Annotated in this window: 10 protein-coding genes; 2 read left to right on the top strand and 8 right to left on the bottom strand. The window is 44.5% G+C overall.

Annotated features, from left to right (window positions below; all coding sequences use genetic code 11):
• Positions 1-109: 109 nt before the first annotated feature.
• The 3 genes from BMI76_RS08740 to BMI76_RS08730 all read right to left on the bottom strand — a co-directional run bounded on the left by BMI76_RS08740 (position 110) and on the right by BMI76_RS08730 (position 8,545).
• On the bottom strand, positions 110-4,504 hold the full coding sequence (locus tag BMI76_RS08740; protein ID WP_075347195.1) for a PolC-type DNA polymerase III: 4,395 nt from the start codon (positions 4,502-4,504) through the stop codon (positions 110-112).
• Between the two features lie 402 nt (positions 4,505-4,906).
• The gene (locus tag BMI76_RS08735) at positions 4,907-6,505 is read right to left on the bottom strand and encodes an Ig-like domain-containing protein (RefSeq protein WP_075347194.1); all 1,599 of its coding nucleotides are present in this window, start codon (positions 6,503-6,505) and stop codon (positions 4,907-4,909) included.
• 129 nt (positions 6,506-6,634) lie between these two features.
• Positions 6,635-8,545: an LPXTG cell wall anchor domain-containing protein gene (locus BMI76_RS08730; RefSeq protein ID WP_075347193.1), complete on the bottom strand. Its 1,911-nt coding sequence runs from the start codon at positions 8,543-8,545 to the stop codon at positions 6,635-6,637.
• Between the two features lie 232 nt (positions 8,546-8,777).
• Here BMI76_RS08730 and zupT point away from each other — a divergent pair, with 232 nt between their 5' ends.
• Both zupT and yaaA read left to right on the top strand, forming a co-directional pair.
• Complete coding sequence (gene zupT, locus BMI76_RS08725) at positions 8,778-9,572, top strand: zinc transporter ZupT (RefSeq protein WP_075347192.1); 795 nt, start codon at positions 8,778-8,780, stop codon at positions 9,570-9,572.
• 21 nt (positions 9,573-9,593) lie between these two features.
• Positions 9,594-10,325: a peroxide stress protein YaaA gene (gene yaaA / locus BMI76_RS08720; protein ID WP_075347191.1), complete on the top strand. Its 732-nt coding sequence runs from the start codon at positions 9,594-9,596 to the stop codon at positions 10,323-10,325.
• Positions 10,326-10,444: 119 nt separating this feature from the next.
• On the opposite strand, the gene nrdG is transcribed toward yaaA, so the two are convergent.
• The 5 genes from nrdG to BMI76_RS08700 all read right to left on the bottom strand — a co-directional run bounded on the left by nrdG (position 10,445) and on the right by BMI76_RS08700 (position 15,838).
• The gene (gene nrdG, locus BMI76_RS08715; protein WP_075347190.1) at positions 10,445-11,050 is read right to left on the bottom strand and encodes an anaerobic ribonucleoside-triphosphate reductase activating protein; all 606 of its coding nucleotides are present in this window, start codon (positions 11,048-11,050) and stop codon (positions 10,445-10,447) included.
• Positions 11,010-11,552 carry a GNAT family N-acetyltransferase gene (locus BMI76_RS08710; protein ID WP_075347189.1) on the bottom strand — a complete coding sequence of 181 codons (543 nt, stop codon included), beginning with the start codon at positions 11,550-11,552 and terminating at the stop codon, positions 11,010-11,012. Before BMI76_RS08710 ends, nrdG begins: the two co-directional genes overlap by 41 nt.
• On the bottom strand, positions 11,527-11,697 hold the full coding sequence (locus tag BMI76_RS10785; protein ID WP_180372838.1) for a hypothetical protein: 171 nt from the start codon (positions 11,695-11,697) through the stop codon (positions 11,527-11,529). The genes BMI76_RS08710 and BMI76_RS10785 overlap by 26 nt, the downstream gene beginning before the upstream one ends.
• A gap of 271 nt (positions 11,698-11,968) precedes the next feature.
• Positions 11,969-14,173, bottom strand: coding sequence for an anaerobic ribonucleoside-triphosphate reductase (gene nrdD, locus BMI76_RS08705; RefSeq protein WP_075347188.1), 2,205 nt, complete (start codon positions 14,171-14,173; stop codon positions 11,969-11,971).
• 99 nt (positions 14,174-14,272) lie between these two features.
• On the bottom strand, positions 14,273-15,838 hold the full coding sequence (locus BMI76_RS08700) for a DUF2079 domain-containing protein (protein ID WP_075347187.1): 1,566 nt from the start codon (positions 15,836-15,838) through the stop codon (positions 14,273-14,275).
• Between the last annotated feature and the right edge of the window lie 12 nt (positions 15,839-15,850).

Here is a 15,850-nt window from a genome sequence, read left to right as displayed (position 1 = left end):
AAAAATATCCGGTTTTTTGAGCACTGTACAGCCTGCCAGAACCCCCTTGCTCGTAAAAACCAGCATCAGCAAAAAACCGGAACAAATATATTCCGGTTTTACAAAAAGTTTAAAAAATATCGTCAAACAGTGATAGTTGATTGTCCTCCGGCATATTGCCAAGTATGCCCATCTCACTCATCTTCTCAACCAAGGTAGAAGACAGGCCGCCGCGTTTGCGCAGTTCAGTTTTGGAAAGGAATTCTCCTTCACTGCGCGCCTTGACAATCTGTCTGGCAACGTTTTCCCCCAAGCCTTCCAAGGCTACAAAAGGCGGTATTAAAGTGTCACCGTCAATAAGAAATTCCGTCGCTTCGCTGCGGTACAAATCCAGCTGGCCAAATTTAAAGCCGCGCTCCAGCATTTCATTGACGATTTCCAGAGTGGTGAAAAGGTCAATTTCAACATTGGAAGCTTCATTGTTGCGCCTTTTTTGGCTAATGTCAGCCATGCGCGCCTTAACAGCATCCAGACCGGCACTCATGGTTTTGAGTTCAAAAGCTTTGGCACGGATTGAGAAGTAAGCGCAGTAATAGTAGATAGGATGATGAACCTTGAAATAAGCAACACGCAGAGCCATCAATACATAAGCTGCTGCATGGGCCTTGGGGAACATGTACTTGATTTTTCCGCAGGACTCAATGTACCAGTCTGGCACATTGTTTTCACGCATGGCTGCTATATAGCCGTTGCGCTCCTCCTCAGAAATTTTCAGCCAAGCGCCCTTACGCACGCGCTCCATAATAGTAAAGGCCATCTTAGGCTCCAAACCTGCGTGCATGAGGTAAACCATGATATCATCACGACAGCCGATAACCGTTGACAAGGTAGCAATCCCCTGCTTAATCAGATCCTGAGCATTTCCCAGCCAAACATCTGTCCCGTGGGAGAGGCCTGAGAGCTGCAGAAGCTCCGCAAAGGTTGTAGGGTGGGTTTCATCAACCATGCCGCGGACAAAGTTGGTTCCAAACTCAGGAATCCCCAGCATACCTGTCGGTGTTCCAATCTGTTCTTCCGTAACCCCTAAAACCTCTGTTCCTGAAAAGAGTTTCATCACATCCGGATCATCGGCGGGAATTTGTTTCGGGTCAATACCGGACAAATCCTGTAACTTCCGAATCATGGTCGGGTCATCATGTCCCAGTACATCAAGTTTAAGAACATTCTCATCAATATCGTGGAAGTTAAAGTGGGTTGTCTGCCATTCAGCCGCCAAATCATCAGCAGGATACTGCACGGGTGTAAAGTCATAAACATCCATATAATTTGGGATAACAACGATTCCTCCCGGGTGCTGACCAGTGGTCCGTTTCACACCGGCTGAACCCTGGGCCAATCTGTCCACTTCGGCATCGCGGTAAAATTTTCCGTAATCCCGCTCATAGCCCTTAACAAAACCATAGGCTGTTCTGTCGGCAACAGTACCTACAGTACCCGCACGAAAGGCGTATTCTTCACCAAAAATATCACGGACGTCCAAGTGAGCACTTGGCTGATCATCACCGGAGAAGTTCAAATCAATATCGGGAACCTTATCCCCATCAAAGCCTAGGAAGGTCTCAAATGGGATATCCTGACCGTCTTTTTGATATTTATGACCGCACTCAGGACAGTTCTTATTCGGCAAGTCATAGCCAGAGCCAACAGAGCCGTCCGTAATAAATTCTGAGTTCTTGCAGTTGGGGCAGACATAATGAGGCGGCATAGGGTTAACCTCTGTAATCCCAATCATGGTTGCCACAAAACTTGAGCCGACAGACCCCCGCGAGCCAACCAGATACCCGCGCTGATTAGAGCGTTCTACCAGCATCTGCGAAGCCAGATAGATCACCGCAAAACCGTTCCCCAAAATCGAAGTCAGTTCCTTTTCAATACGCAGATCAATAATGTCAGGCAGAGGATCGCCGTAGATTTCAAAGGCTTTTTCATAGGTCATCTCAGCAACCTTTTCCTCAGCATTTTCAATAAACGGAGTATAGAGATCCCCCTTAACGACCTCAACATCTTCAAAGCGCTCTGCCATGGCATTAGGATTTTTTATGACAATCTCGCGCGCCAGCTCCTCACCCAAAAAGGCAAAGTCATCCAGCATTTCATTGGTTGTTCGAAAATGTGCCTTGGGCAAAGGAGCCGGCTGGGCATTTTCGCCGCGGCCAATCGGACGGTTGATCATAGCCCCCTGTCCCAGACTTCTGACAATGATCTCACGGTAAATGCTGTCTTCCGGTTCCAAATAATGAACATCACCTGTCGCCAGAACCGGTTTATCCAAGCACCGTCCAACTTCTATCAGGTCTTTGATAATCTGCTCAAGTCCCGCTTCATCTTTAATCAGTTCACGAGCCAAAAGGGGCTCATAAAGGGCAGGCGGCATAACTTCAATAAAATCATAGTATTTAGCCACTTCAACAGCAGCATCAATTCCATTTGATAAGACCGCATCAAAGACTTCACCATCTGAGCAGGCTGTTCCCAACAGCAGACCTTCACGATACTCATCAAGCACTGTCCTTGGTATTCTGGCCACACCGGCAAAATAAGTTACATGGGACAGACTGACCAGTTTAAAAAGATTTTTCAGGCCCGTTTGATTGAGCACATAAATAGTAGCATGCTTAACGCGGGCTTTCTTATAAGAGTCATCATCAACAATTTTGGTATTCAGATCCAAAAGATTGGTAACACCGTGTTTTTCTCTGGCCTCCCGAAGAAAAATAAACAGCAGGCGGCCGGTTGCTTCCGCATCATAATTGGCCATGTGATGATGTTCCAAAGATATTTGAAAACGTTTCGTTAAAGGTCCTAAACCATGGCGCTTGTATTCAGGATAAAGATTGCGGGCAAGCTCTAAGGTATCAATAACGGGCTGGGTAATCGTCGGCAGACCGTTGCGCTCATAATTAGCATTCATAAAGCCAACGTCAAAGGTTGCATTGTGGGCCACCAAAACCGTGTCCCGGCAAAAGTCCTGAAATTCCTGCAATACTTGCAGAAGCGGCTTTGCTCCCTTAACGTGCTGGTCAGTAATCCCAGTCAAGTCAGTTGTGAATTGACTGAGAGGGTATCCCGGATCAATAAATTCATCAAACTGTTCAACAATATTTCCCTTGTACATCTTAGATGCAGCAATTTGGATCAAATCATTATTGACAGCTGAAAGCCCTGTTGTTTCCACGTCAAAAACAACATAGGTCGCCTCGTTCATGTCCAGATCAATTTCATTATAAGCAATCGGCACACGGTCTTCGACAAGATTTGCCTCTAGGCCAAACAAAACCTTGATCCCATTCTTTTTGCCTGCGTGATAGCCATGGGGAAAGCTCTGCACATTAGCATGGTCCGTGATAGCCACCGCCTTATGACCAAACTGAGCGGCCTTAGCCACCAGCTGCTCAACGGTCGGCAGCGCATCCATGGTTGACATGTTCGTGTGAGCGTGAAACTCAACACGCTTTTCCCCTTCAGGCATCAAGTCTTTTCGCTCTTGGTGGACAATGGTCTTAACATTCTGCACATTCATAGTCAGCGCCTTTGTAAAGGGGTTATTTTCAATATTCCCCCGTACCCGCAGCCAAGACCCCTTGGTAATCATGTCATATTTTTTAAGTTCTTCATCATCTTTCACCCATTTTTGCATAGGAAAACTGGAAGTATAATCGGTCATTTTAAAATTGATAATGTGACGGCCAGTCCTTGTTGTCTTACGCTCAACATCAAAAACTACGCCTTCAAAGGTAATGCGATTTTCTTCTGTTTCAATTTCAACCATGGGCGTAATATCCGCCTTGTCAAAGGCCCTTTGCCGCTCTTTGATACGTTCTTTAAAATCATAAGCAGGTTTAGGAGCCTCTTCAGCAGGCGGCATCGACGCTTCCAAAGATTTCTGAACCTGTAGAGCTTCTTGGCTGGCCTTTTGAATCTGCTGCTCACGGGAAGCCTCAAAATGCGTCTTGAGGTCCTGAGTCATTGCCTGATCAGAAACAATATCAAAAGTCAGCTGCCCAAAGCCGAAGCGCTCAAATTGTTGTTCAAGTTTAGGCAGATGATTTTGGCGAAAATGGTTATTATTGACAAATTGCGGTGCAGCAATAAGCACCTTATCCCCATCATAAGAGACCTCTAAATGGGAAAAAGAGCTCTTAAAGCTGGCACTGCTGCAAGAAGGATGCTCGAAAGCCTCCCGATAATAAGCCTGCAAAAGCTCATCAGAAAAGTCAGGATTTTTCACCTCAATGTCAAAAACAGCCTTAATATCAGCCTTTTCAAAGCTCGAAACAAGACGGCTCGATAATTCCTGATAGAGATCAATCGGCAAGATAGCGTCAAAAGAAAAGTGAAAATCCCAAACCCGGCTCTCAGGCCAAACCTTCACTTCCACAATATCGGCAGACGAAAAAGCCCTTGAAGTTTTCATTTCAAGCGGCATTTCAATCTGATCCATCAGTTTTTTAAACATTTCTGACATATCCATTCCTCGCAATTACTATTTCTATTTTATCATAATTCAAAACGATTGACGAGGTAAAAGTCAAAACTCCCGTCCAAGTGATGAAGCAAAGCACTTGACCCAGCATCATTAACTGCTTCAGTAAAATTTTATCATATGACAGCCGATGCTCATACAATGGCAAAAGGGATGGTTAAAGGATTCAAAAACGCAGAGAAATTATAAAAGCAATCATCTGAGAGAAAAAGCCCTATAACCTCCAAAGTGGTTTTACCCACTACAGAAATTATAGAGCCGAAATTATTAGCATATTTTATAGCAAGCGAATCCTCTACAAAGACAGTCGTCAAAACTTTCTGAAAAACAAATAAAAAAGAAGATCTTTTCCAATCTTCTTTTCTAAATATTATTTCGTTTTGCTTAGCGCTGTTTGCGGTAGTAGAACACTCCTGCTCCTGAAACAAGAACAAGTCCCAGAACCATTAAGACGGCACTATTTTCTGAGCCGGTACTTGGAAGTCCGTGCTTGACAGCTTTCTTTCCAGCAGATGACTGACTTGAAGTTGTTGCAGCCGCTGCCTGAGTTGTCGTTGGATCTTTTGCTGTCGTAGTACCTTCGGTAGTAGCATTAGACACTTCTGTTGTCGTTTCACTTTCGGTCGTACTTGAACCTTCAGTGGTTGCTTCTGTAGTCGTTGGCGCTTCGGTCGTAGAGGTCGTCTCTTCGGTTGTTGTCGGCTCCTCGGTCGTCGTTGCTTTGGTTGTTGTTTCTGTTGTTGTCGTCTCTTCTGTAGTCGTTGTTGGAGATTCTTTTTCGTCAACAATGGTTACAGTCGAATTATCCGCCTTAGCCGTAACAGGATCTGCCAGTTTATAGCCGTCCGGCGCTTTTGTTTCCGTAATGATGTACTCATCACTCAGCAGGCCGCTGATTGTGGCTGAGCCGGTTGCATCTGTTGTAACAGTACCGACTACTTCTCCTGTTGACTTGCGGGTAACGGTAAACTCAGCCCCTGCCAAAACATTGCCATCTTTATCTTTCTTAGCAATTGTCAGGCTGTAGTTGTAACCGCTGGCCGTACCGCTGGCTGTTTGGTAAACAACCCCATTATTTGAGCTGACGCTGCCGTTTTCAGTTGACGTAGCTGTGGCAGTGTTAATCAGCTTTTCACCATTAACAACTGGACGGTCGATTGAAACTTTATAAGAAATGGTAAAGCCCTGTGTGATGTTTCCCAGATTAACTGTGAAAGAATTACCAGATACACTAGCAGGGTAGTTAGCCGTTACATCTGATGAATTGCTTAAAGCCCATTGATTGGAAGCATTTTTATACCAGTTTCCTGTACGAACAGAAAAACTACCATCAATATAAGACAAACCTTCTGACTTCATCTCATCTGTGATGACAACATTTGACGCAGAAGCGTTGCTGGTGTTGACGTTAATCACATAGGTGATTTCATTTTTTTCGTAATTAATATGACCGTACTTATAGAAATCAAGGTCTGCATCGCCGGTACCGACACCGTAGTCAATGCCGCCGCTGCCGACTGTAATCTCAGTACCCCCAACCTGAACTTTTGCAGGTATAGTTGTATCGCCTGTCACAACAGTCGTGTCAGCTTTTACTTGAAAGCTTAAAGTTCCTGTCACGTTATCGTGTGTGTTAACATAGTCGCCATAGGTCATGGTCAAGGTTTTGGAAGCAGCATCAATGACAGCTGTTGCAACAGTTGCACCATTTGCATCAGTGACATTGAAAGTTTGGTTTCTGCTAAAGGCCAGTTCATTTGGCAGTGTGATGGTCGTTGTATCTCCTGCGGCTGCTTCATTTGGAACGGCAAAGTCCAGAGACATCGTTGTTGTGTTTGAACCTTTAATCTCGGTTTGAGACAGGCTTGAGTTTGTCACAGTAATGTCTACTGTTTTAGCCTCTGCCCTTGTTCCCTTGCTGAATGCTATGACTAGACCGAGGAGAGCGGCAACAGCCAGCAAACATTTTAAAAATCTTTTCATTTTCGCTTTATCTCCTTCTTAAAAGAATTAGTTACTCTTTTATTTTAACATTTAATTTTTATTTTAACAAAAGGCTGGCCCTAACTCGAAAGGACTAAGAAAGAGCAGAGCCAGCTTTTGAACTAAAACTTAACTAAGATGCTTTCGATAATAAACTATACCTACCGCAGAAACACTCACAAGCCCCAGAAGTGATAAAGCAAAGCCACTTTCTGATCCGGTACTTGGAAGTCCGTGTTTAACAGCTTTCTTCCCAGCAGATGACTGACTTGAAGTTGTGCCAGCTGACGATGTAGTTACTGCCGGCGCCTGAGTGGTTCCAGACTCTGTTGTCGTCGTTTCCTGACTTGTCGTAGCCGGCACTGCTGTCGTTGTTGCTGAGCTTTCGGTGGTCGTTAGATTTTCAGTAGTGCTTGGACTTTCAGTCGTTGTCGGAATTTCCGATGTCGTTGCTGAGCTTTCAGTAGTCGTCAGCCCTTCTGTAGTTGACTCACTCTGTGTGGTTGTCTCAGCAGCGTCGCTCGTGGTTGTTGGGCCTTCAGTCGTAGTGGCTGGAGCTTCTGTTGTTGTCGGCTCTTCCGATGCTGTTGTACTTTCAGCTGTCGTGGTCGGTGCCTCTGTGGTTGTTGGCTCTTCTGTTGTGGTTGCCTCTTCAGTCGTCGTGGTTGGCGTTTCGGTAGTCGTTGGCTCTTCGGTCGTAGTCGTCGGAGCTTCCGTTGTTGTCGGCTCCTCTGTCGTCGTTGTGCTTTCAGTTGTTGTCGTTGTTGTCTCTGGAATCTTTTTATTAACAACATCTTTTGTCACAGACTTGTCGCTGCCAAAGTCATCTTCTGAAATTTTGATGCTTTCGCCTGACAGCTGGTAGCCATCCGGAGCCGTTTTTTCTGTGATGGTGTAAGAATCTTTCAGCAGACCGGTGATGGTAATATTTCCTGCAGCATCTGTCGTAAATTCTCCGACGACCTGTCCGTTGGCATCACGAGTGACAACAAAGACAGCACCTGCCAATGCATCATTATCTTCGTTTTTCTTATGAAGTTTAATAGAATACACATAACCTTCGGCCGTTCCTCCGGACTCCCTGTAGGTTTGTCCATAGGTAACATCTGTTATTTTTTCACCATTGGATGTCAGTGAAGCCGTATTTTTCAGCACTTCACCGTCACTTAATTGATAATCAACCTTAGCATCGTAGGTAATACGATAGCCGTCTGTCTCACTGATATCGCCTAAGTTAATCTCAAAGCCGGTATCGCCTTGGAAATTAACAGTAAACTGCTGGGTAACATCAACATTATTTTGGAAATCCCATTCACTTCCCTTGGTTGTCCAAGTCCCTTTTTCAATCTTAAAACTGTTTTGAATATAGGTAACCCCTGGTGATCTTAAGAGATCCGTAATAACGGCAGCAGGGAAGTTTTTACCGGAACGGTTAACCGGGATCTGATAATGGATAACTCCTTGGCTGTCTATCCAGCCGGATTTGGTCATATCAGTAACTCTTGCTTCTCCGACACCTGTAAAGTCAACATTGCCGGCATTGATGACCTTGCCTTCAACTTCGATAGTGACAGGGATTGTTTCTTTTTGTGTCACTACTGTGTGATCCACAAGAACATTGAAATAGAAACTGCCTGAAACATCAGAGTGCGTTTCGGCATAGTCTGTATAAGTCAGCGTAGCTGTCTTGGTTGCGGCATCAACCTTGGCCGTGGCCACAGTATTGCCGTCCTTGTCTTTAATGTCAAACTCTTCTGAGCGATTGAAGCGCAGCTTTTCCGGCAGGCTGATGGTCGTCGTGTCTCCTGATTTTACAGTCTTATTGGGCAGACTGAAATTGGCATTGAGACGGAAGTTTTCCCACTTATCAAGACTGCCATCCAAAGGATTGCCTTTCTCATCTGTAATGCTTACAGAAGTAATCACATTATCCCGCGCTTCTGCCTGAGTTTTGATGTTTTTGGCTGCAAAAATAGCGAAAACAAAGGCAAAAGACAGGGAAAGAAGTACAATTATCTGAGTAAGCCCTTTCTTTTTCATAACCAATTCCTTTCACATTAAATTAAAAATTTAAGAATTCTAAAAAACGCATTACTTTTTATAACTTTACAAAAAAAAAAAAACATTATGTCAATAGCTTTAACTTTAAATTAGTTTTTGTAATCATTTTGTAACTTTAAACTTCTCATTTTTCTCATTTTCCGATTTGATGAAAACAGCAATTCATATTATAATGAGAGCATACCAACATATCCCAGAGAAAGAATTTACCATGTCTCAAAATTTACTTACTGCCTTTGTACTCACTGCCATTGCGGGGCTCTCCACCGGAATCGGCAGTCTCATTGCCTTTGTTGCCAAGCATACCAATAAAACCTTCTTATCTGTCAGCTTGGGATTTTCTGCCGGCGTCATGATTTATGTTTCCATGATTGAAATTTTTCCAACTGCCCAGGATATTCTGGTGAAAGCACTGGATAAAAGAAGCGGGTCCTGGCTGACTGTCCTGGCTTTTTTCGGCGGCATGTTTTTAATTGCCATTATTGATAAGTTGATTCCTTCCGAGGAAAATCCCCATGAAATTAAAACGGTTGAAGAAGAGGAACAAAAACCCGGCAAGCTCATGCGCATGGGGCTGATGACAGCTATCGCCATCGCTATCCATAACTTTCCGGAAGGCTTAGCCACCTTTATCTCCGGTCTGCAGGACGCAAGCGTTGCTATCCCTATCGTTGTTGCCATTGCCATTCACAACATCCCCGAAGGCATTGCGGTTTCGGTACCCATTTATCAGGCAACAGGCTCTAAGAAAAAAGCCTTCACCTATTCTTTCCTGTCTGGTCTGGCCGAGCCTTTAGGCGCTCTTATCGGCTGGTTTTTGCTGATGCCTATTATGAACGACATGGTCTACGGCGCTATCTTTTCGGGAGTGGCCGGTATTATGATCTTTATTTCTCTGGATGAACTGCTGCCGGCCGCTGAAGAGTACGGCAAACACCACTTGGCCATTTATGGTTTAATCTCCGGCATGATTGTCATGGCTATCAGCCTTTTGCTTTTTATTTAAGACCAACTTGTAAGGAAAACGATGAAATTTTTAATCCCAACAGCTAAGGAAATGAAAGAAAGCGGTGCTTCTTCCCCGCAAGACCTGCCTCTTAAAGCCCAGCCTATTATGAGGCAGCTGGCAGCCTTGTCTTTGGACGAGCTTGCCGAAGTCTATAAGATTAAGCCTCAGGCTGCTGAGACCGAGTATGAGCGTCTGCAGGCCATTCAAAAGGGGCAGGCACAAACCTATCCGGCACTCCAGCTCTTTAATGGTCTCATGTATCGCCACATTAAGCGCGATGGTTTATCGCCTAATGAACAGAACTTTCTGAAAGAGCATCTCTTCATAACATCTGCTCTCTACGGCATTATCCCCGCCTTTGAGAGAATCGCTCCTCACCGCCTCGACTTTAATACTAAGATCAGCATTGGAGGAAGCTCTCTCAAAAATTACTGGCGCAAGGATTACGATCGCTTTGTCTTAGAAAATGATCCGGTCATCTCACTCTTATCCAGTGAATTTATGGACGTCTTTTCTCCCAAAGTCCGCAGCCAGCTGACAGCCCTTAAATTTTTAGAAGCCAAAGACGGCCGCTTAAAATCTCATTCCACCATTTCAAAAAAGGCCAGAGGGGCCTTCCTGACACAGGTCATCCAAAAGCAATGCCAAAGCATTGAAGACCTGCAGACTCTTTCTTTTGACGGCTTTCACTATCAGGCAAGCCTCTCAAGCGCTAAAGAACTTGTCTTTGTCAAAGAGCGAAATGACTGAGGCTTCTTCAATTTAGATAACAAAAAACGAGGCAGAAAACCTGCTTCGTTTTTATTGTTGTTTTATTTCGGTTTCATGAAGAAGCGACAGACTTATTGGATTAGACAGACCGCTTAGGTTTAAATCAAATCCGTCCTGTCAACCTGTTCATAACTTTGCTTGCCATCATTGAGCTTATCCCAAATAACGACCTCGCCCGCAGCCAGTGACTTAGGAACATCGATGATCCGCTGATTTGAAGAGCCGCGAAACTGCAGCATGAGATTCTTTTTCGATTTATCAAAACGGCCGTCCACCAGAATGTCAATCAGACCAAGCATCTCCAGCTTATCCGGTGTCTCCAGCATCAGCTCTTCCCAAGTATAGCCTGTCCAGGACCAGATGTCCTTTTCAGGCAGCTCTTTACGAATGCGTTTGAGCAAGGGGATGAGAATTCCTGTATTTAAAAAGGGCTCGCCGCCTAAGAGCGTCAGTCCCTGTACATAGGGCTGAGCCAGATCTTCCATAATCTGCTCTTCCAGCTCCTGTGTATAGGGAATGCCGGCCTTAAAAGACCAGGTTGCCACATTATAGCAGCCTTCGCAGTGGAACATGCAGCCGGATACATAGAGCGAATTACGCACGCCTTCTCCATCAACAAAGTTAAAGGCCTTGTAATCGATAATACGCCCCCGACTCAGCTCCTCACTCTTCCATTCTCCGGGTTTGGGTGTGTTCCATGTCATATTTCTCCTCCAAATCTATCCAATAGCGCTCTATATGGTCTCTGCTATCTTCTAATATACCGCCGTTAGCCACAATAACTGCCCGGCTGGCTGGATTGTCATCACGGCAGGTCAGAAGAACCTTGTTAATATTTTTCGCCTTCGCTTCCAGCAGGCCCAGACGCAGCATTTCCTTGGCATAACCTCTGCCGCGTGCAGACGGCCGAATGGAATAGCCAATGTGCCCTCCTTGATTTAACAAAAAGTCATTGAGGCGCAGACGGATATGCAGAAAACCCAAGGCACGCCCCTCATTGTCAAAAGAGACCAGCTGAATGGCAGGAACGAACTCCTCAGGAATACCAATCCCCATTTCATAGGCTAAGTTGGTCTGCAGCCAGTCATCATAGTTAAAATCTTCCTTCCAAAAGCCGCCGTCGTGGGCGGAATGGCTGTCAGTGAACTCTTTCATCATCTCAAGAATGGCTTGTTTATCTTTAGGACTTGGTCTTCTTAACTCCATGGGCAGCCGTCTCTTTTCTTAAAAATGTTTCACGCAGGGCCTGAACGCGGGCTTTTTTAGTTTGAGCATTCATGCCTTGTGAGTGTTTTTCATGGAAGCGCTGAACCTGTGCTTTCCCTTTATCGTCTAACTGGTACTTCCCCATTTTCTCCTTCTTTCTGTCAATATCTAAATACGAGGCCGCTCTGCAGCCTCTCCCTGCTTATTCCCCTGAAGCAGCAGCGTAAAAAAGGGACGGGAAACAGCAATTTCCCAATCCCTCTCACCATTTGGCCAGCTGACAGCTCAAATCTAAATCTTTGATGTTCTGCCACAGCCAGAAATTAAGCAATACGTACCGTCAGTGCACCCAGGCAATCTGCTTCCTTGCTCTCGAACAATCATCTGACAAAAGCCTGACAGCATGCGAAACAAGCCTAGTTTTTATGTCCCGGATTCTTGATGGTTGAGCCGTTCATGTGTTTGACACGAGATGAAATCTCCTTGTGACGGCCATTGACCATAGGACGGGCTTGCGGATTGCCAAGATAGCCGCAGGTTCTCTTTACCACATCAGCAGTCTTAGGGTCTGTATTGCCGCAGTTCGGGCACATAAAGCCACGTTCTGTCGGTGTAAAATCACCCTCAAAACCACAGTCATAGCAGCGGTCAATCGGCGTGTTGGTTCCCAGATAGCCGACGCGGTCATAGGCGTAATCCCAAACAGCTTCAAGCGCTTTAGGATTTTGCTGCAGAACAGGGTATTCACAGTAGTGAATGAAGCCGCCTGTAGCTCCTGCTTCCGGATAGTCTTTTTCGAAGTCTAATTTTTCAAACGGTGTTGGATTTTTACGCACATCATAGTGGAAGGAATTTGTATAATATTCTTTGTCCGTAATATCTTTAATCACACCAAACTTTTCAGTATCTAAGCGGCAGAAGCGGTCTGTCAAGCTTTCAGATGGGGTTGAATACACGGAGAAGTGGTAATTATACTCATTGGACCATTTGCCGCAGAGATCCTTCATCTGACGGACAATATCAATAGTAAAATCCTTGGCAGCCGGATTGGACTCCCATTCACCGCCGTAAAAGACCGTCGCTACTTCGTAAAGACCGATGTAACCAAGGGAAACTGTCGCCCGACGGTCCTTGAACAGTTCATCTACTGAATCTTCCTTGCCAAGACGTTTGCCAAAAGCACCGTACTGATACAAGATAGGAGCATTGGCAGGAGTTGCTTCTTTAACACGGTTGACGCGATAAACAAGGGCATCTTTGGCAATAGCCATTTTCTCGCTGAAAATATCCCAGAATTTTTCAATATTTCCGTTGGATTCAAGGGCAATACGCGGCAAATTAACCGTGACCACACCGAGATTCATACGGCCGGAATTAACTTCAACGCCATTTTCATCCTTCCAGCCTTGAAGGAAGGAGCGGCAGCCCATAGGCACCTTGAAAGAACCTGTCAGTTCGATAATTTTTTCGTAAGACAGCATGTCAGGGTACATCCGCTTAGTCGCACATTCAAGAGCTAACTTCTTGATGTCATAGTTCGGTGTTCCCGGCTCCAAATTCAAACCGCGTTTGACTGTGAAGATGAGCTTAGGGAAAATAGCTGTGCGGTGCTCACTGCCCAGCCCCTTAATGCGGATGTTAAGAATAGCCTTTTGAATTTCGCGTTCAAACCAATCCTTACCCAAACCAAAACCTAGCGATGTAAACGGTGTTTGACCATTAGATGTGAAGAGAGTATTGATTTCATACTCCAGACTTTGCATGGCATCGTAGATGTCTTTTTTGGTCTTTTCACGCGCATACTCTTCCTGCTTGTCCTCAGCCACCCATTTTTGAGCATCTTTTAAATGCTTGCGATAGTTGAGTTCTGCATAAGGAGCCAGCGTTTCATCAATGCGGTCAGCCGAGCAGCCGCCGTACTGACTTGAAGCAACATTGGCAATGATTTGTGAAATTTGAGCTGTCGCTGTCTGGATAGACTTAGGACTTTCGACCTCGGCATTGCCGATCTTAAAGCCAGACCCCAGCATGCCCTTAAAATCAATCAAACAGCAGTTGGTCATTGGGGTATAAGGGCTGTAATCCAAGTCATGATAATGAATATCACCCTTCAGATGGGCATTGGCAACATGTTCAGGCAGCATCTTAAGACCGATAGATTTGCCAACAATACCAGCCGTTAAATCCCGCTGCGTATTGAAAACATCGCTGTCCTTATTGGCATTTTCATTGACAACGGTCTGATCCTTATTAATCAATTTATCAATCGTAAAATTGATATCAGTTGCCTGAGAGCGCTCAAAATCACGTTTTGCACGATAATTGATGTACTCCTGAGCAATGGCATACTCACCAGCCTCCAGAAGTTCATGCTCTACAATATTTTGAATTTCATAAATTTTAATATTTTCGTTAAAACGCTCATAGATTTCAGCGACAACCCGATCAGCAATATCCGACAGTTTGGCCTCAATAAAAGGTGTCATCTGTGTTACCTGATTACTTGCCCTGACGATAGCCTGATAAATTTTGTCTTTGTCAAAAGCAACTTGGCGGCCATCCCGTTTAATTACGATCATAGCAGGTTTAACAAAAATATTTTCTTTTTCGAGTGCAATCATATGTCTCTCTCCTTACAAGAGATATTATAACACAAGAAAGAAAAAAATCAATATGTTGTGCCAAAAAAAGTAATTAGACACAATATATTGATTTTTAGCCTATTTTCGCTTGTAAACAGTGAAGTTCGGGCTTGTCTTCAGGGAAATCGCTTTATAATTTTTATTAAAATTATTTTTTAAGACAGCCGGAAGACGTTCTGCCTTTTTATTAACCAGAACATAGGAAGCTTCATTTTGCAAAAGTTCATCTTCCAGCGCTTTTTTATTAGACGCTTTAACTGTATTGATTGTCGGCAGAGGAAACTGTGAACTGGAAAGACGGTTGGCGTCCAAATAAATCTTTGCACTGGAATCCCAGACATAAATCGTTGATGTTTTCTCAGTATTTGCTCTAATATAATCAGCTGCCTGTGCTCGTTCCTGATTTAAACTGTAGGAAGAAATGTAATGAATAACCGGCTGAGCCAAACCGTAGACAAAGAGCAGGCAGGGCAGGTAAAAATGCCCCAGTAAAAACAATTCAAAGACCCTGCGCGACAGCCGCCTGTGCTGCTTACGGCGGCGCGACCTGCGCCTCTTGGACTCCTTATACTTATCATCAAGATAAAGCCCCGTCAAAACCAAACCAAAAGGCAGAAGCAGTAAAAACTGATAGGTAGCAAAACTTTGTGACAGTAAAATGAAAATCAGGCTGAAAACAAAGCTTAAAAAGACAATTGACTTAACCAGGTCATCTCGGTCCGTCTCACGCTTAATATGATTAAAGAAGGTTAGGGCTCCCATTAACAAGCCCGAAGCAAAGAGCACAAAGAGCTGGAAGAAAATTGTCAGCAGGATATCCTCGCTGCCCAGAGCAAAATAGGTAAAATAATAAGTCCCGGCCTGCGATACATAGGATGACAGAATCTGCATGTTCAAGACAAAATAGCCGAAAGTATAAAAGACCAGAAGACCGCCAAACAGCAGGCAGAGAAACTGGTAAAAACCGTGGGCATAACGATGATTTTTAATGTTATAGACACAGATGACAGCCAAGGAAACCAGCCAGAAAAATAAAGTCCTAGGCTCAATCAGGTAAGCAAAGGCTCCGGTCAGGCCGTAAACAATAAAGCCTTCATCCCTGGTCAGTCCTGCAAAATATTTGGTCAAGAACCACAGCGACAGCAAGACAAATGGCATGGCAAACTGAACGGGATAAAGACCGCCAAAACCTAGGGCAAAATTGCCCAGATAAAAAAGCAGTATGGTATTAATGGCCACTTCCTCTTTATCAGTCATGTGGTAAACAATCTTATAAAGGAAGATTCCCGAAAAGTAAAAGGCCGCAAACTGGACAAAAATCAGCCAGAAACTGCTTCCCAGCAAATAACTCAAGGAAATCAGCCCATAATAGACAAAGCCGCCCGTCGAAAAGATATCACTGTAAGGCAAATGGTTTTGTGCCATCATAAAGCCCGTATAGAGATTCTGAGACTGCACAGCGTTACCAAAATCAGTGAACACAGGCATAGCCACACTAAAAAAGCTGACAAAAGCGCTGAATATAATAATATAGAGCCTATGCAGCGAATCAACTTCTGCAGGACCTTTGTTCTTGTCAGAGTCTGTGCGGACACTTTGGTCTGCCAAGGTTTCTTTGCTGTATTTATCTTGTCGTTTATCCAAACTCGTTCTCCT

The organism is Streptococcus sp. 'caviae', from assembly GCF_001937065.1.
Classification (GTDB): Bacteria; Bacillota; Bacilli; order Lactobacillales; family Streptococcaceae; genus Streptococcus.
This window is presented reverse-complemented; position numbering and strand designations above follow the sequence as displayed.

Excerpts from the sequence above, each read along its gene's own strand:
- BMI76_RS08740 (WP_075347195.1), bottom strand. The coding sequence starts at position 4,504 with ATGTCAGAAATGTTTAAAAAACTGATGGATCAGATTGAAATGCCGCTT.
- BMI76_RS08735 (WP_075347194.1), bottom strand. The coding sequence starts at position 6,505 with ATGAAAAGATTTTTAAAATGTTTGCTGGCTGTTGCCGCTCTCCTCGGT.
- BMI76_RS08730 (WP_075347193.1), bottom strand. The coding sequence starts at position 8,545 with ATGAAAAAGAAAGGGCTTACTCAGATAATTGTACTTCTTTCCCTGTCT.
- zupT (WP_075347192.1), top strand. The coding sequence starts at position 8,778 with ATGTCTCAAAATTTACTTACTGCCTTTGTACTCACTGCCATTGCGGGG.
- yaaA (WP_075347191.1), top strand. The coding sequence starts at position 9,594 with ATGAAATTTTTAATCCCAACAGCTAAGGAAATGAAAGAAAGCGGTGCT.
- nrdG (WP_075347190.1), bottom strand. The coding sequence starts at position 11,050 with ATGACATGGAACACACCCAAACCCGGAGAATGGAAGAGTGAGGAGCTG.
- BMI76_RS08710 (WP_075347189.1), bottom strand. The coding sequence starts at position 11,552 with ATGGAGTTAAGAAGACCAAGTCCTAAAGATAAACAAGCCATTCTTGAG.
- BMI76_RS10785 (WP_180372838.1), bottom strand. The coding sequence starts at position 11,697 with ATGGGGAAGTACCAGTTAGACGATAAAGGGAAAGCACAGGTTCAGCGC.
- nrdD (WP_075347188.1), bottom strand. The coding sequence starts at position 14,173 with ATGATTGCACTCGAAAAAGAAAATATTTTTGTTAAACCTGCTATGATC.